Source organism: Streptomyces sp. NPDC030862, assembly GCF_055571835.1.
Genome location: NZ_JBVIEN010000006.1, coordinates 21,550 through 44,992, shown reverse-complemented (window position 1 = coordinate 44,992; position 23,443 = coordinate 21,550). Strand labels below are relative to the sequence as shown.

The window sequence follows — 23,443 nt, the reverse complement described above, 5'->3', positions numbered from 1 at the left end:
GTCTCGGGGCCCGGGGGCGGGCCCGAGGGTCGGGGAACGGGTCAGTTGGCCGACCGGGCCGGTCGCGACTCCGTGCGCGGGCGGGCGATGTCCACGGCGGGCGCCCCCGGATCGCGGCCCCTCGCCGCGGAGCCCACGGCGCGGTGGACACCGGTCGCCACGCACACCGCCAGCACCGCCCACCCCAGCGCGCCGAACGCCATCTCCGTGTCCGTCCAGTGGACGGGCCGCTGCCCCGCGTAGACCGACACGGCCACGCCGCCGACGACGACGCCGTACGCGATCCCCTGCCACAGGCCGATGACGAAGAGCCCGGCCGCCGGCCACGCGAGGTACTGCACGCCGGACGCGGTGCTCAGCAGGAGCAGCAGCCCCAGCGTGGTGGCGACGGCCACCGGCGCGTCGGCGGGGCGGCGCCACGCCAGCCACACCCCCACCGCCATGATCGCCGCGACGATGAGGAAGTGCCCGTCACCGCGCACCAGCGCCACGTACGGCTCCGGCACCCCGGCCCAGCGGGCGAAGCGGATGATGCCCCAGAAGCTGAAGTTGCCGCCCGCGTACTCCAGCACGTTCGCCTTGAGCGCGCCGGGCACCGTGGCGATGACCGGACCCCACACGGCGAGGAACACCACCGCGAAGCCACCGCCGAACCGCAGCAGAGCGGGCCGTCCGGCGCGCCACGCGGCGACGAACAGCAGCGGAACCGCGACCACCGGCACGATCTTCACACTGATGCAGAGCGCCGCCGCGACCCCCGCCGCCCTCGGCATCTTCCGGTCGACGAGCAGGTACGCGGCCGCGAAGGCGAACATCACCGCCACCGAGTCGGTGTTGCCGTGGTACCCGGAGGTGGCGACGAGCACCGGGCACAGCGCCGCGCCCAGCGCGCAGGCGACGGCCGTCCGCAGCCGGCCCCGCCTCCGTACGATCTCGAACACCAGCAGCACCGTGATGAGGTCGGCCAGGCACGCGGGGAACCGGATCAGCGGCCGCCACGGCACCCCCTGCTGGGCCAGCCACTCCATGACGAGCAGCATCCAGCTCGCCAGCGGCGGGTGGTTGTAGACGGGCAGCCAGGGCAGCGGCTCGGCGTAGACGCGAATCGGGTCCGTCCGGGCGATGGCCCGCGCGAAGCCCCAGAAGAAGCGCACGTCGGCGGGCCCCCGGGTGGTGGCCGCGAGCGCGACTTTCGAGACGAACGCGACCGCCGCGACGACGAGGACGACGATCCGGGCTTTCCGCACGTCCCACGAGAGGGACGACATTCGGACGTTCATGTTGACGAACGTAGCAATGAGGACGGTGTGAAGCGAAGCACCGATAAACACACTTAAACCGGCGTAAACGCAATACAGTTCACTGTACGTGCATTATCGCCACAAAACCGACTTGACGAATCACACGTATGGCTCACGGCCGTACGCAAGGCGCGGTGTCAACTCTCGTTCAAGGTAGGCCCAGTGAAAGCACTCGTACTCTCCGGAGGGGCCGGCACCCGGCTGCGCCCCATCACGCACACGTCCGCGAAACAGCTCGTGCCCGTCGCCAACAAGCCGGTGCTCTTCTACGGGCTCGAGTCCCTCGCCGCCGCCGGAATCCGGGACACCGGCCTCATCGTCGCCCCGGACACCGCCGACGAGATCCGCGCCGCCGTCGGCGACGGCTCGCGCTTCGGCCTCGACGTCACGTACATCCCGCAGCACGCGCCGCTCGGCCTCGCGCACGCGGTGCTGATCGCCCGCGACTTCCTCGGCGACGACGACTTCGTGATGTACCTGGGCGACAACTTCATCGTCGGCGGCATCACGGACCTCGTCGAGGAGTTCCGTACGAGCCGCCCCGACGCCCAGATCCTGCTGACCAAGGTCCCCGACCCGCGCGCCTTCGGCGTCGCCGAGCTCGACATCGACGGGCGGGTGGCGCGCCTGGAGGAGAAGCCGGCGCAGCCGCGCAGCGACCTCGCCCTGGTGGGGGTGTACCTCTTCTCCCCCGCCGTCCACGACGCCGTGCGCGCCATCACGCCGTCGGCGCGCGGCGAGCTGGAGATCACGCACGCGCTCCAGTGGCTCATCGACGAGCGCCGCACGGTCACGTCCACGATCATCTCCGGCTACTGGAAGGACACCGGGAACGTCGCCGACATGCTGGAGGTGAACCGTTCCGTCCTGGAGATCCTCACCCCCGCGAACGAAGGCTCCGTCGACGCCGCCACCGAGATCATCGGGCGCGTCCGCATCGGCGGCGGTGCGACCGTGCGCGGCTCGCGGATCGTCGGCCCGGTCGTCATCGGCGCGGGCACGGTCGTCGAGAACTCCTACATCGGCCCCTCCACCTCCATCGCCGAGAACTGCCGGGTGACGGACAGTGAGATCGAGTACTCCATCGTGCTCAGCGGCTCCTCGCTCCACGGCGTGGGTCGCGTGGAGGCGTCCCTCATCGGCCGTAACGTCGAGATCACCCCCGCCCCGCCCATCCCGGCCGCCCACCGCCTGGTGCTCGGCGATCACAGCAAGGTGCAGATCTCGTCATGACCCCTCCCGTCACGCGGATCCTGGTGACCGGCGGCGCCGGTTTCATCGGCTCGCACTACGTCCGTACGCTGCTGGGCCCCGACGGACCCGCCGCGACCGACGTCACGGTCCTGGACCGACTCACCTACGCCGGAAACCCCGCCAACCTCGCCGCCGTCCGCGACCACCCCCGCTTCGCCTTCCTCCACGGCGACATCCGGGACGCCGACCTGGTCGACAAGCTGGTCTCCGAGCACGACCAGATCGTCCACTTCGCCGCCGAGTCGCACGTGGACCGCTCCATCCTGGGCGCGGCCGAGTTCGTCCGTACGAACGTGCTGGGCACGCAGACGCTCCTGGACGCCTGCCTCCGCCACCGCACCGCGCCCTTCGTCCACATCTCGACGGACGAGGTGTACGGCTCGATCGAGACCGGCTCCTGGACGGAGGACGAGCCGGTGCGGCCCAACTCGCCGTACGCCGCGTCCAAAGCGTCGGCCGACCTCATCGCGCTCTCCTACCACCGGACGCACGGCCTGGACGTCCGGGTCACCCGCTGCTCGAACAACTACGGCCCTCACCACTTCCCCGAGAAGGTCGTCCCCCTCTTCATCACCCGGCTGCTGGACGGCGGAAGGGTGCCGCTGTACGGGGACGGCTCCCATGTGCGGGACTGGCTGCACGTCGACGACCACGTGCGCGCGATCGAGCTCGTCCGGACGCGGGGCCGGGCGGGCGAGATCTACAACATCGGCGGCGGTACGGAGCTGTCCAACCGCAAGCTGACGTCCCTCCTGCTGGACGCGTGCGGGGCGGACTGGTCCCACGTGGAGGAGGTCGAGGACCGGAAGGGCCACGACCGCAGGTACGCGGTCGACTGGACCAAGATCCGCGACGAGCTCGGCTACCGCCCGGCCAAGGACTTCGCGACGGGCCTCGCCGAGACGGTCGCCTGGTACCGCGAGAACCGCTCCTGGTGGCAGCCGCTGCTGAGCCGGGCGGCGCTGTGAGGGGGCCCTGGCTGGTGACCGGGGCGGGCGGCATGCTCGCCCAGGACGTGCTGGCCTGCCTCGGCGGCGACGCCGTGGGGCTCACCCGGCGCGACCTGGACGTGTGCGACGCGCACGCGGTCCGCGCGGCGGTGTCGGCGCTGCGCCCCTCGGTCGTCGTCAACTGCGCGGCCTGGACGGCCGTGGACGACGCCGAGACCCGGGAGGCCGAGGCCCTGGCGGTCAACGGCACGGCGGTCCGGTCGCTGGCGGAGGCCTGCGCGGAGATGGGCGCCCGGCTGCTGCACGTCTCCACGGACTACGTCTTCGACGGCCGGGCCTCGGTGCCGTACGCCGAGGACGCGACGCCCGCGCCCCGCACCGCGTACGGCCGCACCAAGCTCGCGGGCGAACGCGCCGTCCTGGAGCTGCTCCCCGAGCGCGGCTACGTGATCCGGACGGCCTGGCTGTACGGCGCGGGCGGCGCCAACTTCGTCCGCACCATGACCCGCCTGGAGGCGGAACGCCCCTCCGTGGACGTCGTCGCGGACCAGCGCGGCCAGCCCACGTGGAGCGCCGACGTCGCCGGACTCCTCGTCGCGCTCGGCCGCGCGGACGCACCCCCGGGCGTCTACCACGCCACGAACGCGGGCGACGGCACCTGGCACGACCTCGCCCGCGAGACCTTCCGCCTGCTGGGCACCGACCCGGACCGCGTCCGCCCGACGACGAGCGCGGCCTTCCCCCGTCCGGCGCCCCGGCCCGCGTACAGCGTCCTGGGCCACGCCCGCTGGCGCGAGGCGGGGCTGACGCCGCTGCGCGACTGGCGGGAGGCGCTGGCGGTGGCGCTCCCCGCGCTGCTCACCCCTGCGCGGTGAACTCCGCGCCTACCCCGCTGCGCGCCCCGCGGAGGCGGCGACCACGAAGAACGGAACCGCGATGAGGAGGCGGTCGGCCTCGGCGCGTCGGCGCTGCTCGGCGAGCCACTCGTCGGCCTGGTCACGGCCGACGGCGCCGCTCGCGCAGGCCGGCTCGGCGAGCCTGGTGAGCAGCGACAGCATCGCGGGGTCGGTGAACACGCTGGTGTGCACCTCGACGGTGACGTCGTCGAAGCCGCCGTCCAGGAGCAGGTTGCGATACTGGCGGCCGACGTGGGGCGCGCCCAGGAGGTCGGCGCGGGCGTGCACGATCGTGCGGGTGAGCTCCGCGTCATCGGACGCGATCATGATGGCGTCCCAGTCCTGCCCGACGAGGACGATCCTGCCGCCCGGGCAGAGGACGCGCCGCGCTTCCGCCACCGCGCGCGCCGGCTCCCGAAGCACGTGGAAGACCTTGTCGGCACGGTAGCCGCGCACGCTTCCGTCGGCGAACGGCAGGTCCTCCGCCCCCGCCTCCCGGAAGGTGCCCGCCGGCCAGCGCTCGCGGGCCGCGGCCAGCATCCACGGGTCGGGGTCCACGCCCACGGCCTGGACCCCGCGTTCGCCCAGCTCGGCGACGGCGCGTCCGGCGCCGCAGCCGACGTCCACGACGGTCGAGCCCGAGACGAGGGACAGCAACTCATAGGATCGCGCCCGCAGTCGACCGGCGCTCGGCTGCTGGTCCGCCGCATCGAGGACGGCCAGCAGGGCCTCGGTGTCGCGGTGCTTATCCACCGCTTCCTGGTTCTTGTTCATGGCTGCCAGGCTGCGACTTAATGTCGACATGAAGTCAAGCGGAGACAGCGGCGCGAGCATGATGAGCATCGGTGCCCTCGCGGCCCGGTTCGGCCTGGCCACGCACGTCCTGCGGCACTGGGAGTCGATGGGCCTGCTGCACCCCGTACGGGACGCGGGCGGGCGCCGCCGCTACGGCCCGGGCGACGTCACCCGCGTGGCGACGATCCTCGTCTTCAAGGAGGCGGGCCTCGGCCTGGGCACCATCAGGACCCTGTCCGCCGGCGTCGACCGAGCCACCCGGCACGACGTCCTGCGCACCGAGGCCGAAGAGCTCCGCTCCAGAATCGCCGCGGCCCGCGCCTCGTTGCAGCTCATCGAGAGGGGTCTGCACTGCGCGTACGAGGACGTCACCGAGTGCCCGGAGTACCAGCGGCTCATCGCCGAGCAGGTCGGCGGGGACTGACACCGGCTGCCGCACTGCGGCGGCGCGGAACCGCCGAACCCTCATCGCGCATCCTGGCGCTGGATGCCAACGACGTGGCGCCCGCTGCCAACCACGGAGCCGTACCCCCCGACAAGGATGTCGACCGACCATTTCCGTCATGCGCACCCGGGCTGGATGCGGTGCGCGGACTGGGGGACGCATGCCCATGACCTCACCCATGCACCGAACACGCGGGCGCGGCTTCACCAGGGCCCTCACCAGGCCCCTCACCAGGGCCCTCACCCTGGCTCTGGCGCTGGCCTGCGCCCTCGTCGTCGGCGGCGCACCTCAGGCGGCCGCCGTGACCAAGCCCGTCGTCAACGGGCCCGTCTTCAACGACCCCTTCGGTACGGCGGACCAGCAGAAGGCGGTCTTCACGCAGTTGGTCGCCCTCATCGACGCGACCCCGGCGGGGCAGTCGATCCGCGGTTCCATGTTCGAGTTCGGCGACCAGGCCGTCGCGGACGCGCTGCTCGCCGCCCATCGGCGCGGTGTCGACGTCAAGCTCATCGTCGACGACTCGACGTACGTCAACGGCGAGGGCAAGCAGTACGCCAACCCGGCGTACGAGTCCCTCAAGTCGGGGCTGGGCACCAACGACAGCGCCCGGTCCTGGGTCGTGGTCTGCGACGACAGGTTCGAGGACGACGACGGGGTGGACGACGTCAAGCGGGGCTGCCTCGCGGTGGCGCCGCCCGGGCCCGCGTACAACCACAACAAGTTCTTCCTGTTCTCGAAGATCGGCCCCTTCGGTGACGGCACCAGCTACTCGAAGGTGGTCTTCCAGACCTCGTCCAACCTGACGAACTGGTACAAGGTCGAGTCGTTCAACGACGCCGTGACCTTCTCCGACAGCGCGGTGTACGACGGCTACGCGAGCTACCACGAGAAGCTGCGGGCCGGCCGCCACCTGGCGGGCGGCAACAACAACGTGTACTTCTCCACGCCCACCGGCTCCGCCTACCGCGGCTTCTTCTTCCCGCGCGGCGACACCTCGTACAACAACCCGGCCAGCGACACGATCGTCAACGCGCTCGACGAGGTCTCCTGCTCCTACACGGGCACGGACGGCAAGCGCCACCAGACGGACATCCGGATCGTCATGCTGTACTTCAACGACTCGCGCATCCAGGTGGCGGACAAGCTCGCCGAACTGCGCGGCCAGGGCTGCTGGGTCGACATCGTCTACGCCTCCGCCGAGGCGAAGGTGAAGTCCAGGCTGACGGGCGCGAACATCCAGCACCGCGCCTGCATGATCCGCAACGGCACCAACCCCGACGGCTCGCCCATCGACGTGCGCCCGCACAACAAGCAGATGCTGATCGACGGGGACTACAACGGCGACATCACGCCCCGGGTGTACACGGGCAGCGCCAACCTGACCGGCTCCTCACTGCGCTCCGCCGACGAGTCCTTCGTCCGGATCACCAGCGCGGACTACCACGCCAAGTACCTCTCCACCTTCTACAAGATCCGCTCCGCCTGCGGCGGCTGACCCCACTCCCGCCGGTCACGGTCACGGTCACGGTGCCGTGGCCGGTGGCCCCGCTATCCGGGAAGCACCGACGCCCGGTACGCAGTCGGCGTCATGCCGGTCGCGGCCCGGAAGGCGCGCGTGAAGTCCGACGCCCGGGAGTAACCCCAGCGGGCCCCGATCGCGCTGACGGGCGTGGAGCGGAGGGCGGGGTCCGCGAGGTCCCGGCGGCAGCGGGCGACGCGTTCGCGGCGGATGGTGTCGCTCACGCTGGTTCCGTGTGCGTGGAAGATCCGGTGCAGGGTCCGGGTGGAGACGCTGTGGGCTTCGGCGACGGCGGCCGGCTTGAGGGCCGGGTCGTGCAGGTTCCGGCTGATGAAGTCCCGCATCCGGTGGTACAGCGCGGAGGTGTGCGACTCCGGTGGCAGGGCGGAGGTCCGCTCGATGTGTCCGGCGACGACGGCGGCGGCCAGGTCCACCACCGTCGTGCCCAGCCGGGCGCGGTCGGCCTCGCTGAGCTCGATGTCCGGGTCGGTCAGCGCGTGGAGCGTCTGCCGGAAGACGTGGCCCACGCCCGCCGCTCCCCTGAGGTTCTCCCCGCACAGCGGGGCGACGACCTTGTCGGGGAGCGGCATCAGCTTCCTCGGGAACTGCAGCAGCAGGGAGCTGCACCTCTTCCCGTCGACTCCGGCCAGGGCCTCGAAAGGGCGGGAGCTGTCGTAGAAGACGATGTCGCCCGGTTCCAGGAGCGTACGGTGGCCCGCCTGTTCGATGCCCTGCTGCCCTGAGGTGATCACGGCGAGCTGGTACAGCTCCGGGTCGGACTGCCGGATCAGGCGCTGCGAGCGGTAGGAGATCAAGGGTTCGTACGCCATCGCCGAGAGCTGGACGGCGCCCAGCTCCATGGCGGATATGCGGGCCCCGAAGCTGTCGGGCTCAGGGAACCGGAAACGCGTGGTCACCAGGGCCAATGCCGTGGTCTCGGCCCAGGCCGCCGTCCTCTCCTCCGGCGGTAAGGACGTGGTGTCCAGCACCGTCGTCATCATGATGGCCCCCGGTTCACGGTCCGTCATCGCGCGGTCGTACAGCAGTCTGAGACGGCAAGATCGAACGAGGAAGTGAACTACGCGCCAATTCCCGCCTCGTGGGGCGTCACCGCCCGGCCGGGATGCGGGCCGCCCCGTCGGCGGCCTGCGTCGCCGTCCGCAGCCTCGCGTACCACTCCGTACACGCCTCGTACGACGGCAGCAGGCCGGCGCGTTCCGCCTCCGCGAGCGTGGGAGCCGCGGCGTCCTTGTCGGAGAGTACGGGGGTGAGGTCGGCCGGCCAGGCGATGGCGAGGTCCGGGTCGAGGGGGTGGACGCCGTGCTCGCGGGCGGGGGCGTACCCGCGCGAGCAGAGGTAGACGACCGTGGCGTCGTCGGTGAGGGCCATGAAGCCGTGGCCGAGTCCCTCGGCGAGGTGGACGGCGCGGTGGTCCCGGTCGTCGAGCCGGACCGCCTCCCAGGCGCGGTAGGTGGGCGAGCCGGTGCGCAGGTCCACGACGACGTCGAGGACGGCGCCGCGCACGCAGGTCACGTACTTGGCCTGGCCGGGCGGTACGTCCGCGAAGTGGATGCCGCGCAGGGTGCCGCGGCTGGACACCGAGCAGTTCGCCTGGGCGAGCCCGAGCCCGTACCCGGCGACCTCGGTGAGGTCCGGGGCCCGGAACCACTCGTGGAAGCTGCCCCTGCTGTCGTGGAACACGCGGGGTTCCATGACCCACGCACCGTCGATACCGAGCGCACGCACTGTCGGCCCACCGTCCTCACCGCTGCACGGAAACGGAAACGGAATACGAACGGCAGGCTCAACCCCCGGAGGCCGCAACCGTCACTCACCGGGCGCCCAACCAGGTGACGGGCGGCTCAGCCGCGCAGCGCCGCGACCGCCGAGCGCGCCAGGTCGTCGAGGTACCCCTTGGGGAGGGGCGAGCGGACGACCACGAGCCGCCAGTACAGCGGCCCGATGATGAGGTCCAGCGCCCGCTCCGGGTCCGCGCCCTCGGGGAGTTCGCCGCGCTCGACGGCCTCGCGGACGACGACCGCCGCCACGCCCTGCTGGCTGTCGAGCAGCGCGGCGCGGACCGCGTCGGCGATCTCGGGGTGGCGGGCCGCCTCCACCAGGAGGTCCGGAATGACCTGGGAGGCCACGGGGTGGCGCAGCGCGTGGGCCGCGACCTCCAGCAGCGCGCGGACGTCGCCGTACAGCGAGCCGGTCGCGGGGGCGGGGAGGCCCTGGGTCGCGAAGGCGGTCAGCAGGTCCAGGACGAGCGACAGCTTGGACTTCCAGCGCCGGTAGACCGCCGTCTTGCCGACGCCGGCGCGGCGCGCGATGCCCTCGATGGACATGCGGGCGAAACCGACGGCCGCGAGCTCGTCGAAGACGGCGGCCCTGATCGCATCGGTGACGTCCTCCCGCAGCACGGCGGCTCCGGCGGGGGCGCGGCGGCGCGTACTCCCGGAGGGCGGGGTCGGCGGTGCAGTCATGCCCCGGATCATAGCGCGACGACCGCGTCACGACGGGACGGTTGCGTTCCGACGTCACCGCGTCTTACTCTCGCCGTAACGACGATACGGTCCCGTTCCGACCATGGAGCATGACGCGAAGGGCTGAAGGGCTGCAGTGAGTACGAGTGCCAGTACGAGTGCGCCGGCGAGCGCCCACGCGGCCGGAGAAGACCTCCGGCAGCTCGCCCTGCGCCACGGGCTGTCGGTCAGCAACGCCCGCCCGCCCCTGACCGAGTACGCCCGGCGGCTCTGGTCGCGGCGCCACTTCATCACCGCCTTCGCCACCGCCCGCCTCACCGCCCAGTACAGCCAGGCGAAGCTCGGGCAGGTCTGGCAGCTGATGAACCCGCTGCTCAACGCGGCCGTCTACTTCTTCATCTTCGGCGTGCTGATGAACACCCGGCAGGACATCGCGGACTACGTCCCCTTCCTCGTCACCGGCGTCTTCATCTGGACCTTCACGTCCTCCTCCATCGCCGTCGGCACCCGCGCCATCAGCGGCAACATCGGTCTGGTCCGCGCCCTGCACTTCCCGCGCGCGAGCCTGCCCGTGTCGCTGGCGCTGCAGCAGCTCCAGCAGCTCGCCTTCTCGCTGGGCGCGCTCATCGTCATCCTGCTCTGCTTCGGCGTGCGGCCCGGCTTGTCCTGGCTGCTGGCGGTGCCCGCCCTGTTCCTCCAGTCCCTGTTCAACGCGGGCGTCTCGCTGGTGATGGCCCGCCTGGCGGCCCGCACGCCGGACATCGCCCAGGTGATGCCGTTCGTGCTGCGCACCTGGATGTACGTGTCCGGCGTGATGTGGAGCATCGACAAGGTGCTGGCGGACAACCGCGTACCGCACCTCGTCGGCCTGGCCCTGGAGTACAACCCGGCGGCCCTCTACATCGACCTCGTGCGCTTCGCGTTCATCGACAGCTTCACCGCCGACCGGCTGCCGCCCCACGTGTGGGCCGCGGCATCCGGCTGGGCACTGCTCGCCTTCGCGGGCGGCTTCATCTACTTCTGGAAGGCAGAGGAGACCTACGGCCGTGGCTGACACTCTCACCGCACCCACCGAATCCGCCGTCGCCCCTGCGGTCGAGCGCGTGCCGACCGTCATCGTGGACGACGCCCACGTCACGTACACCGTCCAGGGCGCGGGCGGCAAGCCCCAAGGCCCGCCCCTCGCCCGCATCCTCAACCGCCGCAAGGCGCGGGCCGCCACCCGCAAGGTGCACGCCGTCAAGGGCGTCAGCTTCGTCGCGTACAAGGGCGAGGCCATCGGGCTCATCGGCACCAACGGCTCCGGCAAGTCCACCCTGCTCAAGGCCATCGCGGGGCTGCTGCCCACCAACAAGGGGCACATCTACACCCAGGGCCAGCCGTCCCTCCTGGGCGTGAACGCGGCGCTGATGGGCGACCTGACCGGCGAGCGCAACGTCATCCTCGGCGGTCTGGCGATGGGCATGACGCGCGAGGAGATCCACGCCCGCTACCAGGACATCGTCGACTTCTCCGGGATCAACGAGAAGGGCGACTTCATCTCGCTCCCGATGCGGACGTACTCCTCCGGCATGGGCGCCCGCCTGCGGTTCGCCATCGCCGCGGCCAAGAGCCACGAGGTGCTGCTCATCGACGAGGCGCTGGCGACCGGCGACGCGAAGTTCCGCAGGCGCAGCCAGGAACGGATCAACGAGCTGCGCGCCGAGGCGGGCACGGTGTTCCTGGTCAGCCACAGCAACGGCACGATCCGGGAGACCTGCGACCGGGCGATCTGGTTGGAGGCGGGGACCATCCTGATGGACGGGCCGGCGAACGAGGTCGTGGACGCGTACGAGGCGCACACGAACAAGAAGTAGCGAGAAACGGTCGGATGGCGGACGGTAAATAGTCAAAACTCGCGCATAAGGAACATAAAGTGCGCTGAGATGACGACGACCTCCCGCTACCGGCTCAGCGGCGGCGGCCGCGCCCCCCGCACGGCCCCCGCCCTCCGCCGCACCGCGCTCCGCCGCACCACATTGCGCCGCACGGCCCACCGCAGCGCCGTCGCCCGCCTGCCCCTCTCCGCCGTACTCGCCCTCACCGCCGTCTGGGCCCTCACCCGCGCCGGCATGCTCCTGCTGCTGTGGCGCGACACCCTCGGCATCGGCGGCGTCGGGCGCGAGGTGTACGTGCTCTACCGGCACTGGTACGAGCTGCTCGCCCTCGGGACCTTCCCCGTGGGCGACGTCACCTGGCAGTACCCGCCGGGCGCCGGGCTGGTGCTCCTCGCCCCGGGGGCCGTGCCGTGGCTGACGTACTACCAGGCGTTCGTGGCGCTGACGCTCCTCGCCGACGCCGTGGTGGCCGTCGCGCTCGCCCGCGCCGGGCGGACCGGCAGCAGCGCGGGGGCCTGGCTGTGGACCGGCGGGCTGCCGCTCCTGCTGCACTTGCCGCTCGCCCGGTACGACGTCCAGGTCACGGCCTTCGCGGTGCTCGCACTGCTGGCGCTGGGCGCCCGCCGCCCCCGGGCCCGGCTCGGCGGGGCGCTGGCCGGGCTCGGCGCCATGGTCAAGGTGTGGCCGCTGCTCACCCTGCTCGGTACGCCCCGGGGGCCGGCCACCCGCCGCGCCTGGACCTCCGCCGCCGTCGCGGCGGGCGCGCTCCTCGGCGTCCTGGTCCTCTCCTTCGCGCACCCGCTCGACTTCCTGCGCCAGCAGGGCGACCGGGGCGTGCAGATCGAGTCGCTCGGCGGCAGCGCGCTGTCGCTGGCCCGGCTGCTCGACGGCTGGCCGGGCGCGGTCGAGTACCGCTACGGCGCCTTCGAGCTGACCGGGCCGTACGTGTCGAGCGTCGCCCGCCTCGCCCTGCTGCTCACCGCCGCCGCGCTGTGCTGGCTGCTGGTGTGGCGGCTGCGGTCCCGCCGCTGGAACGCCGCCACCCCGCTGGACGCGGGCCTCGCCGCCGTCCTCCTCTTCACCGTCACCAGCCGGGTGATCAGCCCCCAGTACATGGTGTGGCTGCTGGGCCTGGCGGCGGTCTGCCTCACCTCCCGGCACACCACCCAGCGGCCCGTCGCGCTCCTGCTGCTGCCCGCGGCGGCCCTCAGCTCGCTCGCGTACCCGCTGCTGTACGACGACGTCATCAACGTCACGCCGACGGGCGTCGCCGTCGTGGCCCTACGGAACGCGCTGCTGATCGCGGCGACCGTGCTGTCCTGCCGGCGGCTGTGGCGCGCGACCGCGTGAAGCGGCGCGTATGAGCGGCGCGTATGAGCGGCGCGTATGAGCGGCGCGTATGACGAAGGCGCCCCCCGCTGATGCGGGAGGCGCCTTCCGTGCATGTCAGACGACTCAGCTGTGCGTACGCAGCAGCGTCCGCATCGTCCGCATCGCCACCGACAGGTTGGCCAGGTCGAAGTCGTCCGAGCTCTGGATCTCGTCGAGCGTCGTACGCGCCCGGCCCAGGATCGCGGCGTTCTTCTCCTCCCAGGCCTGGAACCGCTCCTCGGGCGTCGAGGTGCCGTTGCCCGCCGACAGCACGTCGGCCGTGAGCGCGGCGTGCGCGGCGTACAGGTCCTCGCGGATGGAGGCGCGGGCCATGGACTGCCAGCGGTCGGCGCGCGGCAGCTCGATGATCCGGTCCATCAGCTGGGTGATGGCCAGCCGGTCGGCCAGGTCGTAGTAGACCTCGGCGACCGCCATCGGGTCCTTGCCCGTCCGGTCCGCGATCGCGACGATGTCGAGCGTCGGGAAGGCGGAGGAGAACCCGGCCACCCGCAGCGCCAGCTCGTCCGGGACGCCCGCCCCGGTGAGCTCCTCGACCAGCGACTCGTACCACTCCAGGTCGGCGCCGCGCAGCATCTTCGGCAGCTGCGCCCAGACCAGCTCGACGCGCTCGGCGAAGAACTCGATGGTCTCGGCGAGCTTGAGCGGCTGTGGCCGGTTGTTCAGCAGCCAGCGCGTGCCGCGCTCGACCAGGCGGCGCGAGTGGAGCCGGATGCGGGTCTGGACGTCGGCCGGGACCTTGTTGTCGAGGGCCTCGACGGCGTCCCACACCTCGCCCAGGCCGAAGATCGCGCGGGCGGCGGTCTGCGCGCGCACGATCTCCTCGGTCGAGGCGCCCGTCTCCTCGCGCAGCCGGTGCAGGAAGGTCGAGCCACCGGTGTTGACGGTGTCGTTGACCAGCACCGTGGTGATGATCTCGCGGCGCAGCGCGTGGCCGTCGATCTGCGCCGGGAACTCCTCGCGCAGCTTGGACGGGAAGTACGCGTGCAGCAGCTCGCGGAAGTACGGGTCGTCGGGCAGATCCGTGTGGATCAGCTCCTCCGCGACCGTGATCTTGGTGTAGGCGAGCAGCACGGCCAGCTCGGGCTGGCTGAGGCCCTGCTTGTTGTTCAGCAGCTCGCGGATCTGGCGGTCGGTCGGCAGGAACTCCAGCGCCCGGTCCAGGTGGCCCTCGCGGCTGAGCCGGCGCATGAAGCGCTGGTGGGCGTGGAGCAGCGACGGGGACTGCTCGACGGCGTTGGCCAGGGCGACGTTCTGCGCGTAGTTGTTGCGCAGCACGAGCGCGCCGACCTCGTCCGTCATCTCGGCGAGGATCTTGTTGCGCTGCTTGACGGTCATGTCGCCGTCGGTGACCAGGGCGTTGAGCAGGATCTTGATGTTCACCTCGTGGTCGGAGGTGTCCACGCCGGCGCTGTTGTCGATGGCGTCGGTGTTGATCTTGCCGCCGGTGCCCTCGGGGCCGCCCTTGCGGGCGAACTCGATGCGGCCGAGCTGGGTCAGGCCGAGGTTGCCGCCCTCACCGACGACCTTGACGCGCAGGTCCTCGCCGTTGACCCGGATGGCGTCGTTGGCCTTGTCGCCGACGTCGGCGTGCGACTCGGTGGAGGCCTTGGCGTACGTACCGATGCCGCCGTTCCACAGCAGGTCGACGGGCGCCTGGAGGATCGCCTTCATCAGCTCGGCCGGGGTCAGCTTGGTGACGCCCGCCTCGATGCCGAGGGCGGCCCGCATGTGCGCGTTGACCGGGATCGACTTGGCCGTACGGGGGTGGATGCCGCCGCCCGGGGACAGCAGCTCCTTGTCGTAGTCGGCCCAGGAGCTGCGCGGCAGCTCGAAGAGGCGGCGCCGCTCGGCGTACGAGACGGCCGCGTCCGGGTTCGGGTCGATGAAGATGTGGCGGTGGTCGAACGCGGCCACGAGCCGGATGTGCTCGGAGAGCAGCATGCCGTTGCCGAACACGTCACCGGACATGTCGCCGACGCCGACGACCGTGAAGTCCTGGCTCTGGGTGTCGTGGCCCAGCTCGCGGAAGTGCCGCTTGACGGACTCCCAGGCGCCGCGGGCCGTGATGCCCATGCCCTTGTGGTCGTAGCCGGCGGAGCCGCCGGAGGCGAAGGCGTCGCCGAGCCAGAAGCCGTACGCGACGGCGACCTCGTTGGCGATGTCGGAGAAGGTCGCGGTGCCCTTGTCGGCGGCGACGACGAGGTAGGTGTCGTCCTCGTCGTGGCGGACGACGTCGGCCGGCGGCACGACCTCGCCGCCCACCAGGTTGTCGGTGATGTCGAGCAGCGCCGAGATGAAGGTGCGGTAGCAGGCGATGCCCTCCGCCAGCCAGGCGTCGCGGTCGACGGCCGGGTCGGGCAGCTGCTTGGCGACGAAGCCGCCCTTGGCGCCGACGGGCACGATGACGGTGTTCTTCACCATCTGCGCCTTGACCAGGCCGAGGATCTCGGTACGGAAGTCCTCGCGCCGGTCGGACCAGCGCAGACCGCCTCGGGCGACCTTGCCGAAGCGCAGGTGGACGCCCTCGACGCGCGGCGAGTACACCCAGATCTCGAACGCCGGGCGCGGCGCGGGCAGGTCCGGGATCGCCTGCGGGTCGAACTTCATCGAGACGTACGCGTGCGGCTCGCCGCTCTCCGTCTTCTGGAAGAAGTTGGTGCGCAGGGTCGCCTTGATGACGGTGAGGAAGGAGCGCAGGATGCGGTCCTCGTCCAGGCTCGCGACCTGGTCGAGCGCGCCGTCCAGCTCCTCCATCAGGCCGTCGATCAGCTCGGTGCCGGCGCGCTGGCGCTCGGGCGCCATGCGCGCCTCGAAGAGGGAGACCAGCAGCCGGGTGGTGTGGACGTTGTTGCGGAGGGTGTCCTCCATGTAGTCCTGGCTGAAGGTCGAACCGGCCTGGCGCAGGTACTTCGCGTACGCGCGCAGCACCATCGCCTCGCGCCAGTTCAGCCCGGCGCTCAGGACGAGGGCGTTGAAGCCGTCGTTCTCGGCGCGACCGGTCCAGGTCGCGGCGAACGCCTCCTGGAAGCGCTCGCGGGCGTCGTCGGCGAGGTAGTCGGCGCCGCTGGCACCGGCGGCGCCGCCGGCGGTGTGCGGCATGCGCAGGCCGAAGTCGTACACCCACGCGCTCGTGCGGTCCGCGCAGCGCAGCTCGTACGGGCGCTCGTCGACGACCTCGACGCCGAGGCGGTTGAGGACCGGCAGGACGGCGGAGAGGGAGACCTGCGCGCCCGTCTTGTAGATCTTGAAGCGGCGCTCGCCGGGGCCCGCGCCGACCGGCTCGTAGAGGGAGAGGGCGAACTCCTTCTCGCCCTTGATCAGCTGCTCCAGGTGGACCAGGTCGGAGACGGCGGAGCGCGGCGAGTGGTCGGCCTTGTAGCCCTCGGGGAAGGCGCCCGCGTACCGGCGCAGCAGCTCGGCGGCGCGCTCCTCGCCGGTCTCGGCGTTGAGCGCCTCGGCGAAGCCGTCGTCCCAGGAGCGGGCGGCCTCGACGAGCCGGCCCTCGATGCGCTCGACGTCGGCGTCGGTGAGCGGGGTCAGCTCGCTGCCCTGCGGGACGCGGATGACGAAGTGCAGCCGGGTCAGCACCGACTCGGTGCTCATCAGGGTGAAGTCGGCGCTGGTGCCGCCGAGCTCCTCCTTGAGGATGTCGGTCAGGCGCTCGCGGACGGTGGTGTTGAAGCGGTCGCGCGGCAGGTAGACGAGGGCGGAGTAGTAGCGCCCGTACTCGTCCTGGCGCAGGTAGAGGCGCAGCCGGCGCCGCTCCTGGAGGTAGAGCACGCTCGTGGCGATCGCCTCGAGCTGGTCGACGGGCGTCTGGAAGAGCTCGTCGCGCGGGTACGTCTCCAGGATCTGGAGCAGGTCGCGGCCGTCGTGGCTGCTCGGCGCGAAGCCCGCGAGGTCGAGGACCTCCTCCACCTTGCGGCGGATGACCGGCACGCGGCGCACGGACTCGGTGTACGCGGCGGACGAGAACAGGCCCAGGAAGCGCCGCTCCCCGATCACGTTCCCGTTGGTGTCGAACTTCTTCACGCCGACGTAGTCGAGGTACGAGGGCCGGTGCACGGTGGCGCGGCTGTTCGCCTTCGTCAGGACCAGCAGCTTGTGCTCGCGGGCCTTGGCCCGGGCGTCGCGCGGCAGGCGGTTGAAGGACGGCGAGACGGGGTGGGCCTCGTCGCCGCTGTGGTGCGGGTCCGAACGCAGTATCCCGAGCCCGGTGCCGGGGACGGCGGCGAGGGCGTCGTCCTCGGTGAGGCTGTACTCGCGGTAGCCGAGGAAGGTGAAGTGGTCGTCGGCCAGCCAGCGCAGCAGCTCGCGGGCCTCCTCGACCTCCGTGGAGCGCAGGTCGTCGGCGATCGGCTCCTGCGGCAGGTCCTCGGCGATGCGCAGCGCGGCGTCGCGCATCTTCTCCCAGTCCTCGACGGCCTCGCGGACGTCGGACAGGACGCGCAGCAGGTCGGAGGTGATCTGCTTGAGGTCGCCGCGGTCGGTCTCGCGGTCGATCTCGACGTGGATCCACGACTCGGTGAGGGCGTCGTGCGGCAGACCGCTGCGGGTGTGGGACTCGGCGGGGAGGATCTCGATCAGCTTGCCGGTCACGTCACGGCGGACGACGACCTGGGGGTGGATGACGACGTGGATGCCGCGCCCCTGGCGGGACAGCTCGTTGGTCACCGAGTCGACGAGGAACGGCATGTCGTCCGTCACGACCTCGACGACGGAGTGGCTGCACGTCCACCCGTTCTCTTCCACGGTGGGCGTGTGCACGCGGACGTTCGCCGTGCCCTGGGGGCGGTTCTCGGCCAGCCGGTAGTGGGAGAGCGCGGCGCCGAAGACGTCGACGGGGTCGCGGTCCGCGAGGTCCTCCGGAGCCGTGTGGAGGTAGTAGCGCTGGAGGTAGTCGAGGACGGTGTCCCGGTCCGGTCGCTCCCCGTCCTCGGTCCCGATCGCGAGTCGCCCCCCGACCGGGCTGTTCTCAGCTACCCGGGCAGCCCGTTCGAGCAGCTCGGCCTTGGCTTCGTCCAGCTTGGTCTGCATGTCCTCTGGCTCCTGTCGCGCGCCGTTGCGTGACGTAGGTGAAAGAAAAGGTGACACAACGCCACGACGCGGGGTTTCCGGTCTGAGGTGACGTTATGCCGCGATGAGAGATCTCCGGGCCGTTATCGGCCAAATTCGGCGAGCGCCCCGGAAACGAAAAATCAGCGCTAGCCCGGGCACGATGGCATCCCGGGCGCAGGCCGGGGGCCTCGCTGCCCCCTCGGCGTATAGCGCTGATCACGGGTCCAGGCTATCGCTCTTCCCCCCGGGCCCGTCATGAGCCGTATGTGTACAAATCCCGGTGCGGAAGTTTGACACTCTGGACAGCGACAGGTCTCCTCCCGGCAACCCCTCGTCCAGAGCGGCCCCTCGCGGTGCCTCGCACAAAGGCCACCCCGAAGCCCCGGCCCGACACGAACCGGCCAGCGCCCCACAGCCGGCCCGCACCCGCGGGGGTGAGTGAGGGGCCCTACGCCACCAGCTCCTCCGCCACCGCCACCGCTTCCTCCAGCGAGTCCACCACCGGCACCCCCACCGCCTCCAGGCTCGCCCGGCTGTGCGACCCCCCGGTGTACAGCACCGCCTTCGCGCCCACGTGCGCCGCCGCCACCGCGTCGTCCGCCGCGTCGCCGATGACGACCACGCGCTCCGGCGACGACGCCACGGTCCCGTCCAGCGCCAGCAGGTGCCGCACCATGTGCTCGGCCTTGCCCGCCGTCGACGCGCCTATGCGCCCGTCCACGCGGACGAACCGCGACTCGATGCCGTACCGCCGCACGATCGGCAGCAGCCGCTCATGCGGCGCCAGCGACAGCAGCGACTGCGTGAACCCCTCGGCCTGCCGCGTCGCCAGCAGCTCCGCCGCCCCGGCCGTCAGCCCGCACGCCTCCGCGCGCACCCAGTAGTGCCGGTGGAAGGCGCCGTCCATGACGGCCCACTCCTCCTCCGTGGGCATCCGGCCCATCAGCCGCTCGTAGAACAGGGGCACCGGCACGCAGTACAGCTCGCGGTACCGCGCGAGGGTGATCGGCTCCAGGCCTATCTCCTCGAACGCAGCGTTCGTCGCCCCGATGACCGCGTCGATGTCGTCGAGCAACGTGCCGTTCCAGTCCCACACCAGGTGGCTGTCGCGCTTCCCCATGCGAAAACGGTACCGGCACCCACCGACAATCGACCCGGACGGCCCTCAGCCCAGCAGCGCGGGGATCTCCTGCACCCCGAACCACAGCAGCTCGTGGTCCTCGGCCCCGTCCACCGTGAACTGCGCGTCCTCGTCCCCCTGGTCCGCCGCGCCCAGCGCGTCCGCCGCCGCGGAGACGTCCGCCACCGCGTCGTCGGCGTCGGCGTGCACCGCGGCCGCCTTGGCCAGCGGCACCGGTCCGGCGACGCGTACCTCGCCCACCGACGCCGGGTCCAGACCCGCGTCGGGGTCGGCGGTCACGGCCGCGTCCGGTACGTCGAGGGCGACGACCACCCGCCGCCGCGCGGCCCGTGGGTCGCCGGCGATGAGCCGCAGTGACCCCGCCGCGGCGCGGCTCAGCGCGGCGTACTCGAGCTCCTCGATGTCGTCGGAGACGTACCACTCGCGCAGTCCGGGCGTCACGGCGTAGGCGGTGAGCGGACCGGGCCCGAGCGCGCCCGCCTTGTGTGCCTCTGCGAGGCCGGGGAGCGTCAGGGGGACGTACACGCGCATGGCAGGCCGCTTTCGTAGTCGGAGACGCCCTCAGGATACGTGCGCGGTCCCCTTTTCGGGCCCTGCGGCCACCCGCCCCACACGTCCACCGGCGACCCTGCGAACCCGGCCGCGCCCAGGCCGCACAACACCCCCGCCACCCGGATAGGTGAACCTCTGAGGCCCCCTCCCCCGCCGCCGGGAGCGATTGCGGCGGCCCGGCCCGCCCCCGTACAAGATCCCCAACCGAAGTTACCGCCCGGTAGAAAGCCGGGTCCGACTGGAACGGGGCCGCCATGACCACCGCCGCCACGCGCACGCAGACGAGCCGTACGACGACGCGCCCGCAGACGCCCCGCCCGGCCGGCCGCCGCGACCAGCGGGGGCCGGGAGACGCCGGCACGGCCCGCCAGGCCCGGCCCCGCCGCCCGCAGCAGCCCCACGCGGTGTTCGCCGAGCGCCTGCTGGCCGTCCTCAGCGGTGAACGCCCGGTCCACTGGATGCTGGGCCAGACCGTCGGGGAGGCGTACGACCAGCTGATCCGCCTCGCACCCCACGCACCCCTGCGCGCCCGCGGCGCGCACGCCGCCCGCCCCGTGATCCGGCGCTGCGGCGTCTTCCCGCTGCGCCCCGGCGTGGTGGAGGCGTTCGCGACGATCGCGACCGGCGACCGGTTCCGGGCGATGGCGTTCCGCCTGGAGCAGGGCGAGGACCGCAGGTGGCGCTGCGCGGCCGTGGAACTCGGCGGAAACGGGAACGGGAACGCGAACGGCATCGGGAGCCCCACGAACGGGAACCGCACCTGAAACGTGCGGCGGGGCCGGGAACACGCGCCACGCGCGCGTACCCGGCCCCGCCGGCAACGCCTTGCAGGAACCGCCGCTACTTCTTGCGGCGACGCCCGCCCTTCTGGGCCTTGCGCCGCTCCGCGCGGGTCATGCCGTCACCGTCGCGAGCACCACCGTCGGCGGTCTCGAAGTCGCCCTCGATGATGTCGCCCTCGCCGTCGACCTTCGGCGCCGTGAAGTGCAGCCGGTCCGGCCGCCTCGGCGCCTCCAGTCCCTTGGCGCGGATCTCCGGGCGCGCGGCACCCGCCTGCGCCGGGACGGCGTCCTCCTTGGTCAGCGAGGTCTTCTCGGCGGCGACCGCGTCCTGCACCGGGACCTCCTCGACCTGCTGCTCGACCTGGACCTCCAGGTTGAACAGGTAGCCGACGGACTCCTCCTTGATGCCCTCCATCATCGCGGTGAACATGTCGAAGCCCTCGCGCTGGTACTCGACCAGCGGGTCCTTCTGCGCCATGGCGCGCAGGCCGATGCCCTCCTGGAGGTAGTCCATCTCGTAGAGGTGCTCGCGCCACTTGCGGTCCAGCACGGAGAGGACCACGCGCCGCTCCAGCTCGCGCATGATCTCGGAGCCGAGCTGCTTCTCGCGCTCGTCGTACTGCCGGTGGATGTCTTCCTTGACCATCTCGGCGATGAACTCGGCGGTGATCCCGGCGCGGTCGCCGGCCGCCTCCTCCAGCTCGTCGACGGTGACCTTGCACGGGTAGAGCTGCTTGAAGGCGCCCCACAGCCGGTCCAGGTCCCACTCCTCCGCGAAGCCCTCGACGGTCTCCGCCTGGATGTACGCGTCGATCGTGTCGTCCATGAAGTGGCGGATCTGCTCGTGCAGGTCCTCGCCCTCCAGGACACGGCGGCGCTCGCCGTAGATGACCTCGCGCTGCCGGTTGAGTACCTCGTCGTACTTCAGGACGTTCTTACGCGTCTCGAAGTTCTGCTGCTCGACCTGGGACTGCGCGGAGGCGATGGCACGCGTGACCATCTTGTTCTCGATCGGTACGTCGTCCGGGACGTTGGCCATCGCCATCACGCGCTCGACCATCTGCGCCTTGAACAGCCGCATCAGGTCGTCGCCCAGCGACAGGTAGAACCGGGACTCGCCGGGGTCGCCCTGACGGCCGGAGCGGCCGCGCAGCTGGTTGTCGATACGCCGCGACTCGTGCCGCTCGGTGCCCAGCACGTAGAGCCCGCCGAGCCGCTTGACCTCTTCGTTCTCGGCCTTGACCGCCAGCTCGGCCTTCTCCAGGGCGGCGGGCAGCGCCGCGGCCCACTCCTCCGCGTGCTCGACCGGGTCGAGGCCGCGCTGGCGCAGCTCCGCCTCGGCGAGGTCGTCGGGGTTGCCGCCGAGCTTGATGTCGGTACCGCGGCCGGCCATGTTGGTGGCGACGGTGACGGCGCCCTTGCGGCCGGCCTGGGCGACGATCGTCGCCTCCCGGTCGTGCTGCTTGGCGTTGAGCACCTCGTGCGGGATGCCGCGCTTGGACAGCTGCTGCGACAGGTACTCGGACTTCTCGACCGACGTCGTACCGACGAGGATCGGCTGGCCCTTCTTGTGCTTCTCCTCGATGTCGTCGACGACCGCGGCGAACTTGGCGACCTCGGTGCGGTAGATCAGGTCGGACTGGTCCTTGCGGACCATCGGCCTGTTCGTCGGGATCGGGACGACGCCCAGCTTGTAGATCTGGTGGAACTCGGCGGCCTCGGTCATGGCCGTACCGGTCATGCCGGAGAGCTTGTCGTAGAGGCGGAAGAAGTTCTGCAGGGTGATCGTGGCGAGGGTCTGGTTCTCGTCCTTGATGTCCACCCCTTCCTTCGCCTCGATCGCCTGGTGCATGCCCTCGTTGTAGCGGCGGCCGGCGAGGATACGGCCGGTGTGCTCGTCGACGATCATGACTTCGCCGTCGATGACGACGTAGTCCTTGTCCTTCTTGAACAGTTCCTTGGCCTTGATGGCGTTGTTCAGGTACCCGACGAGCGGGGTGTTGACCGACTCGTAGAGGTTGTCGATGCCCAGCCAGTCCTCGACCTTGGCGACGCCGGACTCGTGGATGGCGACGGTGCGCTTCTTCTCGTCGACCTCGTAGTCGCCGGTCTCCTCGATGCCCTTGAGGGGGTTGCCGGGCTCGCCGCGCTTGAGGCGGGTGACGAGCTTGGCGAAGTCGCCGTACCACTTGGTGGCCTGGTCCGCCGGGCCGGAGATGATCAGCGGCGTACGGGCCTCGTCGACCAGGATGGAGTCGACCTCGTCGACGATGGCGTAGTTGTGGCCGCGCTGGACGAGCTCGTCCTTGGACCACGCCATGTTGTCGCGGAGGTAGTCGAAGCCGAACTCGTTGTTCGTGCCGTACGTGATGTCGCAGCCGTACTGCTCGCGGCGCTGCGCGGGCGACATGTTGGCGAGGATGCAGCCGACCGACAGACCCAGGAACTTGTGGACGCGGCCCATCATCTCGGAGTCGCGCTGCGCCAGGTAGTCGTTGACCGTGATGAGGTGCACGCCCTTGCCGGAGAGCGCGTTGAGGTACGCCGGGAGCGTGCCGACGAGGGTCTTGCCCTCACCGGTCTTCATCTCGGCGACGTAACCGAGGTGCAGCGCGGCGCCACCCATCAGCTGGACGTCGTAGTGGCGCTGCCCGAGGACGCGCTTGGCCGCCTCGCGTACGGTGGCGAACGCCTCCGGAAGCAGGTCGTCGAGGCTCTCGCCGTCGGCGTACCGCTGCTTGTACTCCTCGGTGAGCGCCCTCAACTCGGCGTCGGAGAGGTTGACGAAGTCCTCTTCGATGGAGTTGACCTGGTCCGCGATGCGGTGCAGTTTGCGCAGGATCTTGCCTTCGCCTGCACGCATGAGCTTGTTGAAGACGGACACTGAGGTTGGTCTCCTTGCCGGTCGGGCCTGGCACTGGGTCTTGTCATGGACACTGGCACGGGCACGGCAGGTGGGCCCCACCGCAACGGCCATCGTAAGCGAGGACGCCGCCGG

General features: G+C 71.2%; 18 protein-coding genes. 9 read left to right on the top strand and 9 right to left on the bottom strand.

Translation table 11 applies throughout. From position 1 onward, the window contains the following. Positions 1 to 41: 41 nt before the first annotated feature. A complete protein-coding gene (locus ACZ42X_RS17380) occupies positions 42 to 1,280 on the bottom strand; it encodes a glycosyltransferase family 39 protein (protein ID WP_468290274.1) in 1,239 nt (412 codons plus the stop codon). A gap of 183 nt (positions 1,281 to 1,463) precedes the next feature. Here ACZ42X_RS17380 and ACZ42X_RS17375 point away from each other — a divergent pair, with 183 nt between their 5' ends. From ACZ42X_RS17375 to rfbD, 3 genes are read left to right on the top strand one after another with little or no spacing between them, the layout of a single operon-like run. Beyond that, complete coding sequence (locus ACZ42X_RS17375) at positions 1,464 to 2,534, top strand: glucose-1-phosphate thymidylyltransferase (RefSeq protein ID WP_468290272.1); 1,071 nt, start codon at positions 1,464 to 1,466, stop codon at positions 2,532 to 2,534. Continuing rightward, positions 2,531 to 3,523 carry a dTDP-glucose 4,6-dehydratase gene (gene rfbB, locus ACZ42X_RS17370; protein WP_468290269.1) on the top strand — a complete coding sequence of 331 codons (993 nt, stop codon included), beginning with the start codon at positions 2,531 to 2,533 and terminating at the stop codon, positions 3,521 to 3,523. The genes ACZ42X_RS17375 and rfbB overlap by 4 nt, the downstream gene beginning before the upstream one ends. Then, a complete protein-coding gene (gene rfbD / locus ACZ42X_RS17365) occupies positions 3,520 to 4,380 on the top strand; it encodes a dTDP-4-dehydrorhamnose reductase (RefSeq protein ID WP_468291186.1) in 861 nt (286 codons plus the stop codon). Before rfbB ends, rfbD begins: the two co-directional genes overlap by 4 nt. Positions 4,381 to 4,389: 9 nt before the next feature. On the opposite strand, the gene ACZ42X_RS17360 is transcribed toward rfbD, so the two are convergent. Continuing rightward, positions 4,390 to 5,175 (bottom strand): methyltransferase domain-containing protein, encoded by a 786-nt coding sequence (locus ACZ42X_RS17360; protein WP_468290266.1) that lies wholly within the window; start codon positions 5,173 to 5,175, stop codon positions 4,390 to 4,392. A gap of 28 nt (positions 5,176 to 5,203) precedes the next feature. Between ACZ42X_RS17360 and ACZ42X_RS17355 the strand changes: the two genes are divergently transcribed. Continuing rightward, positions 5,204 to 5,620: a MerR family transcriptional regulator gene (locus ACZ42X_RS17355; protein WP_468290263.1), complete on the top strand. Its 417-nt coding sequence runs from the start codon at positions 5,204 to 5,206 to the stop codon at positions 5,618 to 5,620. A 199-nt stretch (positions 5,621 to 5,819) separates the two neighbouring features. Beyond that, positions 5,820 to 7,136 (top strand): phospholipase D-like domain-containing protein, encoded by a 1,317-nt coding sequence (locus ACZ42X_RS17350; protein ID WP_468290260.1) that lies wholly within the window; start codon positions 5,820 to 5,822, stop codon positions 7,134 to 7,136. Between the two features lie 53 nt (positions 7,137 to 7,189). Here the strand turns inward: ACZ42X_RS17350 and ACZ42X_RS17345 are convergent, their stop codons facing one another. The 3 genes from ACZ42X_RS17345 to ACZ42X_RS17335 all read right to left on the bottom strand — a co-directional run bounded on the left by ACZ42X_RS17345 (position 7,190) and on the right by ACZ42X_RS17335 (position 9,655). Next, positions 7,190 to 8,188, bottom strand: coding sequence for an AraC-like ligand-binding domain-containing protein (locus ACZ42X_RS17345; RefSeq protein WP_468290257.1), 999 nt, complete (start codon positions 8,186 to 8,188; stop codon positions 7,190 to 7,192). Positions 8,189 to 8,267: 79 nt separating this feature from the next. Continuing rightward, positions 8,268 to 8,906 carry a dTDP-4-dehydrorhamnose 3,5-epimerase family protein gene (locus ACZ42X_RS17340; protein WP_468290254.1) on the bottom strand — a complete coding sequence of 213 codons (639 nt, stop codon included), beginning with the start codon at positions 8,904 to 8,906 and terminating at the stop codon, positions 8,268 to 8,270. A 116-nt stretch (positions 8,907 to 9,022) separates the two neighbouring features. Further along, entirely contained in the window at positions 9,023 to 9,655 is a 633-nt protein-coding gene (locus ACZ42X_RS17335) for a TetR/AcrR family transcriptional regulator (RefSeq protein ID WP_468290252.1), read from the bottom strand. A gap of 124 nt (positions 9,656 to 9,779) precedes the next feature. Here ACZ42X_RS17335 and ACZ42X_RS17330 point away from each other — a divergent pair, with 124 nt between their 5' ends. The 3 genes from ACZ42X_RS17330 (at position 9,780) to ACZ42X_RS17320 (ending at position 12,870) form a co-directional block, all read left to right on the top strand. Continuing rightward, positions 9,780 to 10,697 (top strand): ABC transporter permease, encoded by a 918-nt coding sequence (locus ACZ42X_RS17330; protein WP_468290249.1) that lies wholly within the window; start codon positions 9,780 to 9,782, stop codon positions 10,695 to 10,697. Then, entirely contained in the window at positions 10,690 to 11,499 is an 810-nt protein-coding gene (locus ACZ42X_RS17325) for an ABC transporter ATP-binding protein (protein WP_468290246.1), read from the top strand. Before ACZ42X_RS17330 ends, ACZ42X_RS17325 begins: the two co-directional genes overlap by 8 nt. A 69-nt stretch (positions 11,500 to 11,568) precedes the next feature. Next, positions 11,569 to 12,870, top strand: coding sequence for a glycosyltransferase 87 family protein (locus ACZ42X_RS17320; protein ID WP_468290243.1), 1,302 nt, complete (start codon positions 11,569 to 11,571; stop codon positions 12,868 to 12,870). 105 nt (positions 12,871 to 12,975) lie between these two features. On the opposite strand, the gene ACZ42X_RS17315 is transcribed toward ACZ42X_RS17320, so the two are convergent. The 3 genes from ACZ42X_RS17315 to ACZ42X_RS17305 all read right to left on the bottom strand — a co-directional run bounded on the left by ACZ42X_RS17315 (position 12,976) and on the right by ACZ42X_RS17305 (position 19,642). Next, positions 12,976 to 17,949 (bottom strand): NAD-glutamate dehydrogenase, encoded by a 4,974-nt coding sequence (locus ACZ42X_RS17315; RefSeq protein WP_468290240.1) that lies wholly within the window; start codon positions 17,947 to 17,949, stop codon positions 12,976 to 12,978. Between the two features lie 469 nt (positions 17,950 to 18,418). Continuing rightward, positions 18,419 to 19,090 carry an HAD family hydrolase gene (locus ACZ42X_RS17310; RefSeq protein ID WP_468290237.1) on the bottom strand — a complete coding sequence of 224 codons (672 nt, stop codon included), beginning with the start codon at positions 19,088 to 19,090 and terminating at the stop codon, positions 18,419 to 18,421. A gap of 45 nt (positions 19,091 to 19,135) precedes the next feature. Then, the gene (locus ACZ42X_RS17305; RefSeq protein WP_468290234.1) at positions 19,136 to 19,642 is read right to left on the bottom strand and encodes a DUF6912 family protein; all 507 of its coding nucleotides are present in this window, start codon (positions 19,640 to 19,642) and stop codon (positions 19,136 to 19,138) included. Between the two features lie 275 nt (positions 19,643 to 19,917). Here ACZ42X_RS17305 and ACZ42X_RS17300 point away from each other — a divergent pair, with 275 nt between their 5' ends. Further along, positions 19,918 to 20,427, top strand: coding sequence for an Rv3235 family protein (locus tag ACZ42X_RS17300; protein ID WP_468290231.1), 510 nt, complete (start codon positions 19,918 to 19,920; stop codon positions 20,425 to 20,427). Between the two features lie 76 nt (positions 20,428 to 20,503). On the opposite strand, the gene secA is transcribed toward ACZ42X_RS17300, so the two are convergent. Beyond that, the gene (gene secA / locus ACZ42X_RS17295) at positions 20,504 to 23,329 is read right to left on the bottom strand and encodes a preprotein translocase subunit SecA (RefSeq protein ID WP_468290228.1); all 2,826 of its coding nucleotides are present in this window, start codon (positions 23,327 to 23,329) and stop codon (positions 20,504 to 20,506) included. Between the last annotated feature and the right edge of the window lie 114 nt (positions 23,330 to 23,443).

Excerpts from the sequence above, each read along its gene's own strand:
- ACZ42X_RS17310 (WP_468290237.1), bottom strand. The coding sequence starts at position 19,090 with ATGGGGAAGCGCGACAGCCACCTGGTGTGGGACTGGAACGGCACGTTG.
- ACZ42X_RS17335 (WP_468290252.1), bottom strand. The coding sequence starts at position 9,655 with ATGATCCGGGGCATGACTGCACCGCCGACCCCGCCCTCCGGGAGTACG.
- ACZ42X_RS17355 (WP_468290263.1), top strand. The coding sequence starts at position 5,204 with ATGAAGTCAAGCGGAGACAGCGGCGCGAGCATGATGAGCATCGGTGCC.
- ACZ42X_RS17345 (WP_468290257.1), bottom strand. The coding sequence starts at position 8,188 with ATGACGGACCGTGAACCGGGGGCCATCATGATGACGACGGTGCTGGAC.
- ACZ42X_RS17380 (WP_468290274.1), bottom strand. The coding sequence starts at position 1,280 with ATGAACGTCCGAATGTCGTCCCTCTCGTGGGACGTGCGGAAAGCCCGG.
- rfbB (WP_468290269.1), top strand. The coding sequence starts at position 2,531 with ATGACCCCTCCCGTCACGCGGATCCTGGTGACCGGCGGCGCCGGTTTC.
- ACZ42X_RS17350 (WP_468290260.1), top strand. The coding sequence starts at position 5,820 with ATGCACCGAACACGCGGGCGCGGCTTCACCAGGGCCCTCACCAGGCCC.
- ACZ42X_RS17360 (WP_468290266.1), bottom strand. The coding sequence starts at position 5,175 with ATGAACAAGAACCAGGAAGCGGTGGATAAGCACCGCGACACCGAGGCC.
- ACZ42X_RS17315 (WP_468290240.1), bottom strand. The coding sequence starts at position 17,949 with ATGCAGACCAAGCTGGACGAAGCCAAGGCCGAGCTGCTCGAACGGGCT.
- ACZ42X_RS17305 (WP_468290234.1), bottom strand. The coding sequence starts at position 19,642 with ATGCGCGTGTACGTCCCCCTGACGCTCCCCGGCCTCGCAGAGGCACAC.
- ACZ42X_RS17320 (WP_468290243.1), top strand. The coding sequence starts at position 11,569 with ATGACGACGACCTCCCGCTACCGGCTCAGCGGCGGCGGCCGCGCCCCC.
- ACZ42X_RS17300 (WP_468290231.1), top strand. The coding sequence starts at position 19,918 with ATGACCACCGCCGCCACGCGCACGCAGACGAGCCGTACGACGACGCGC.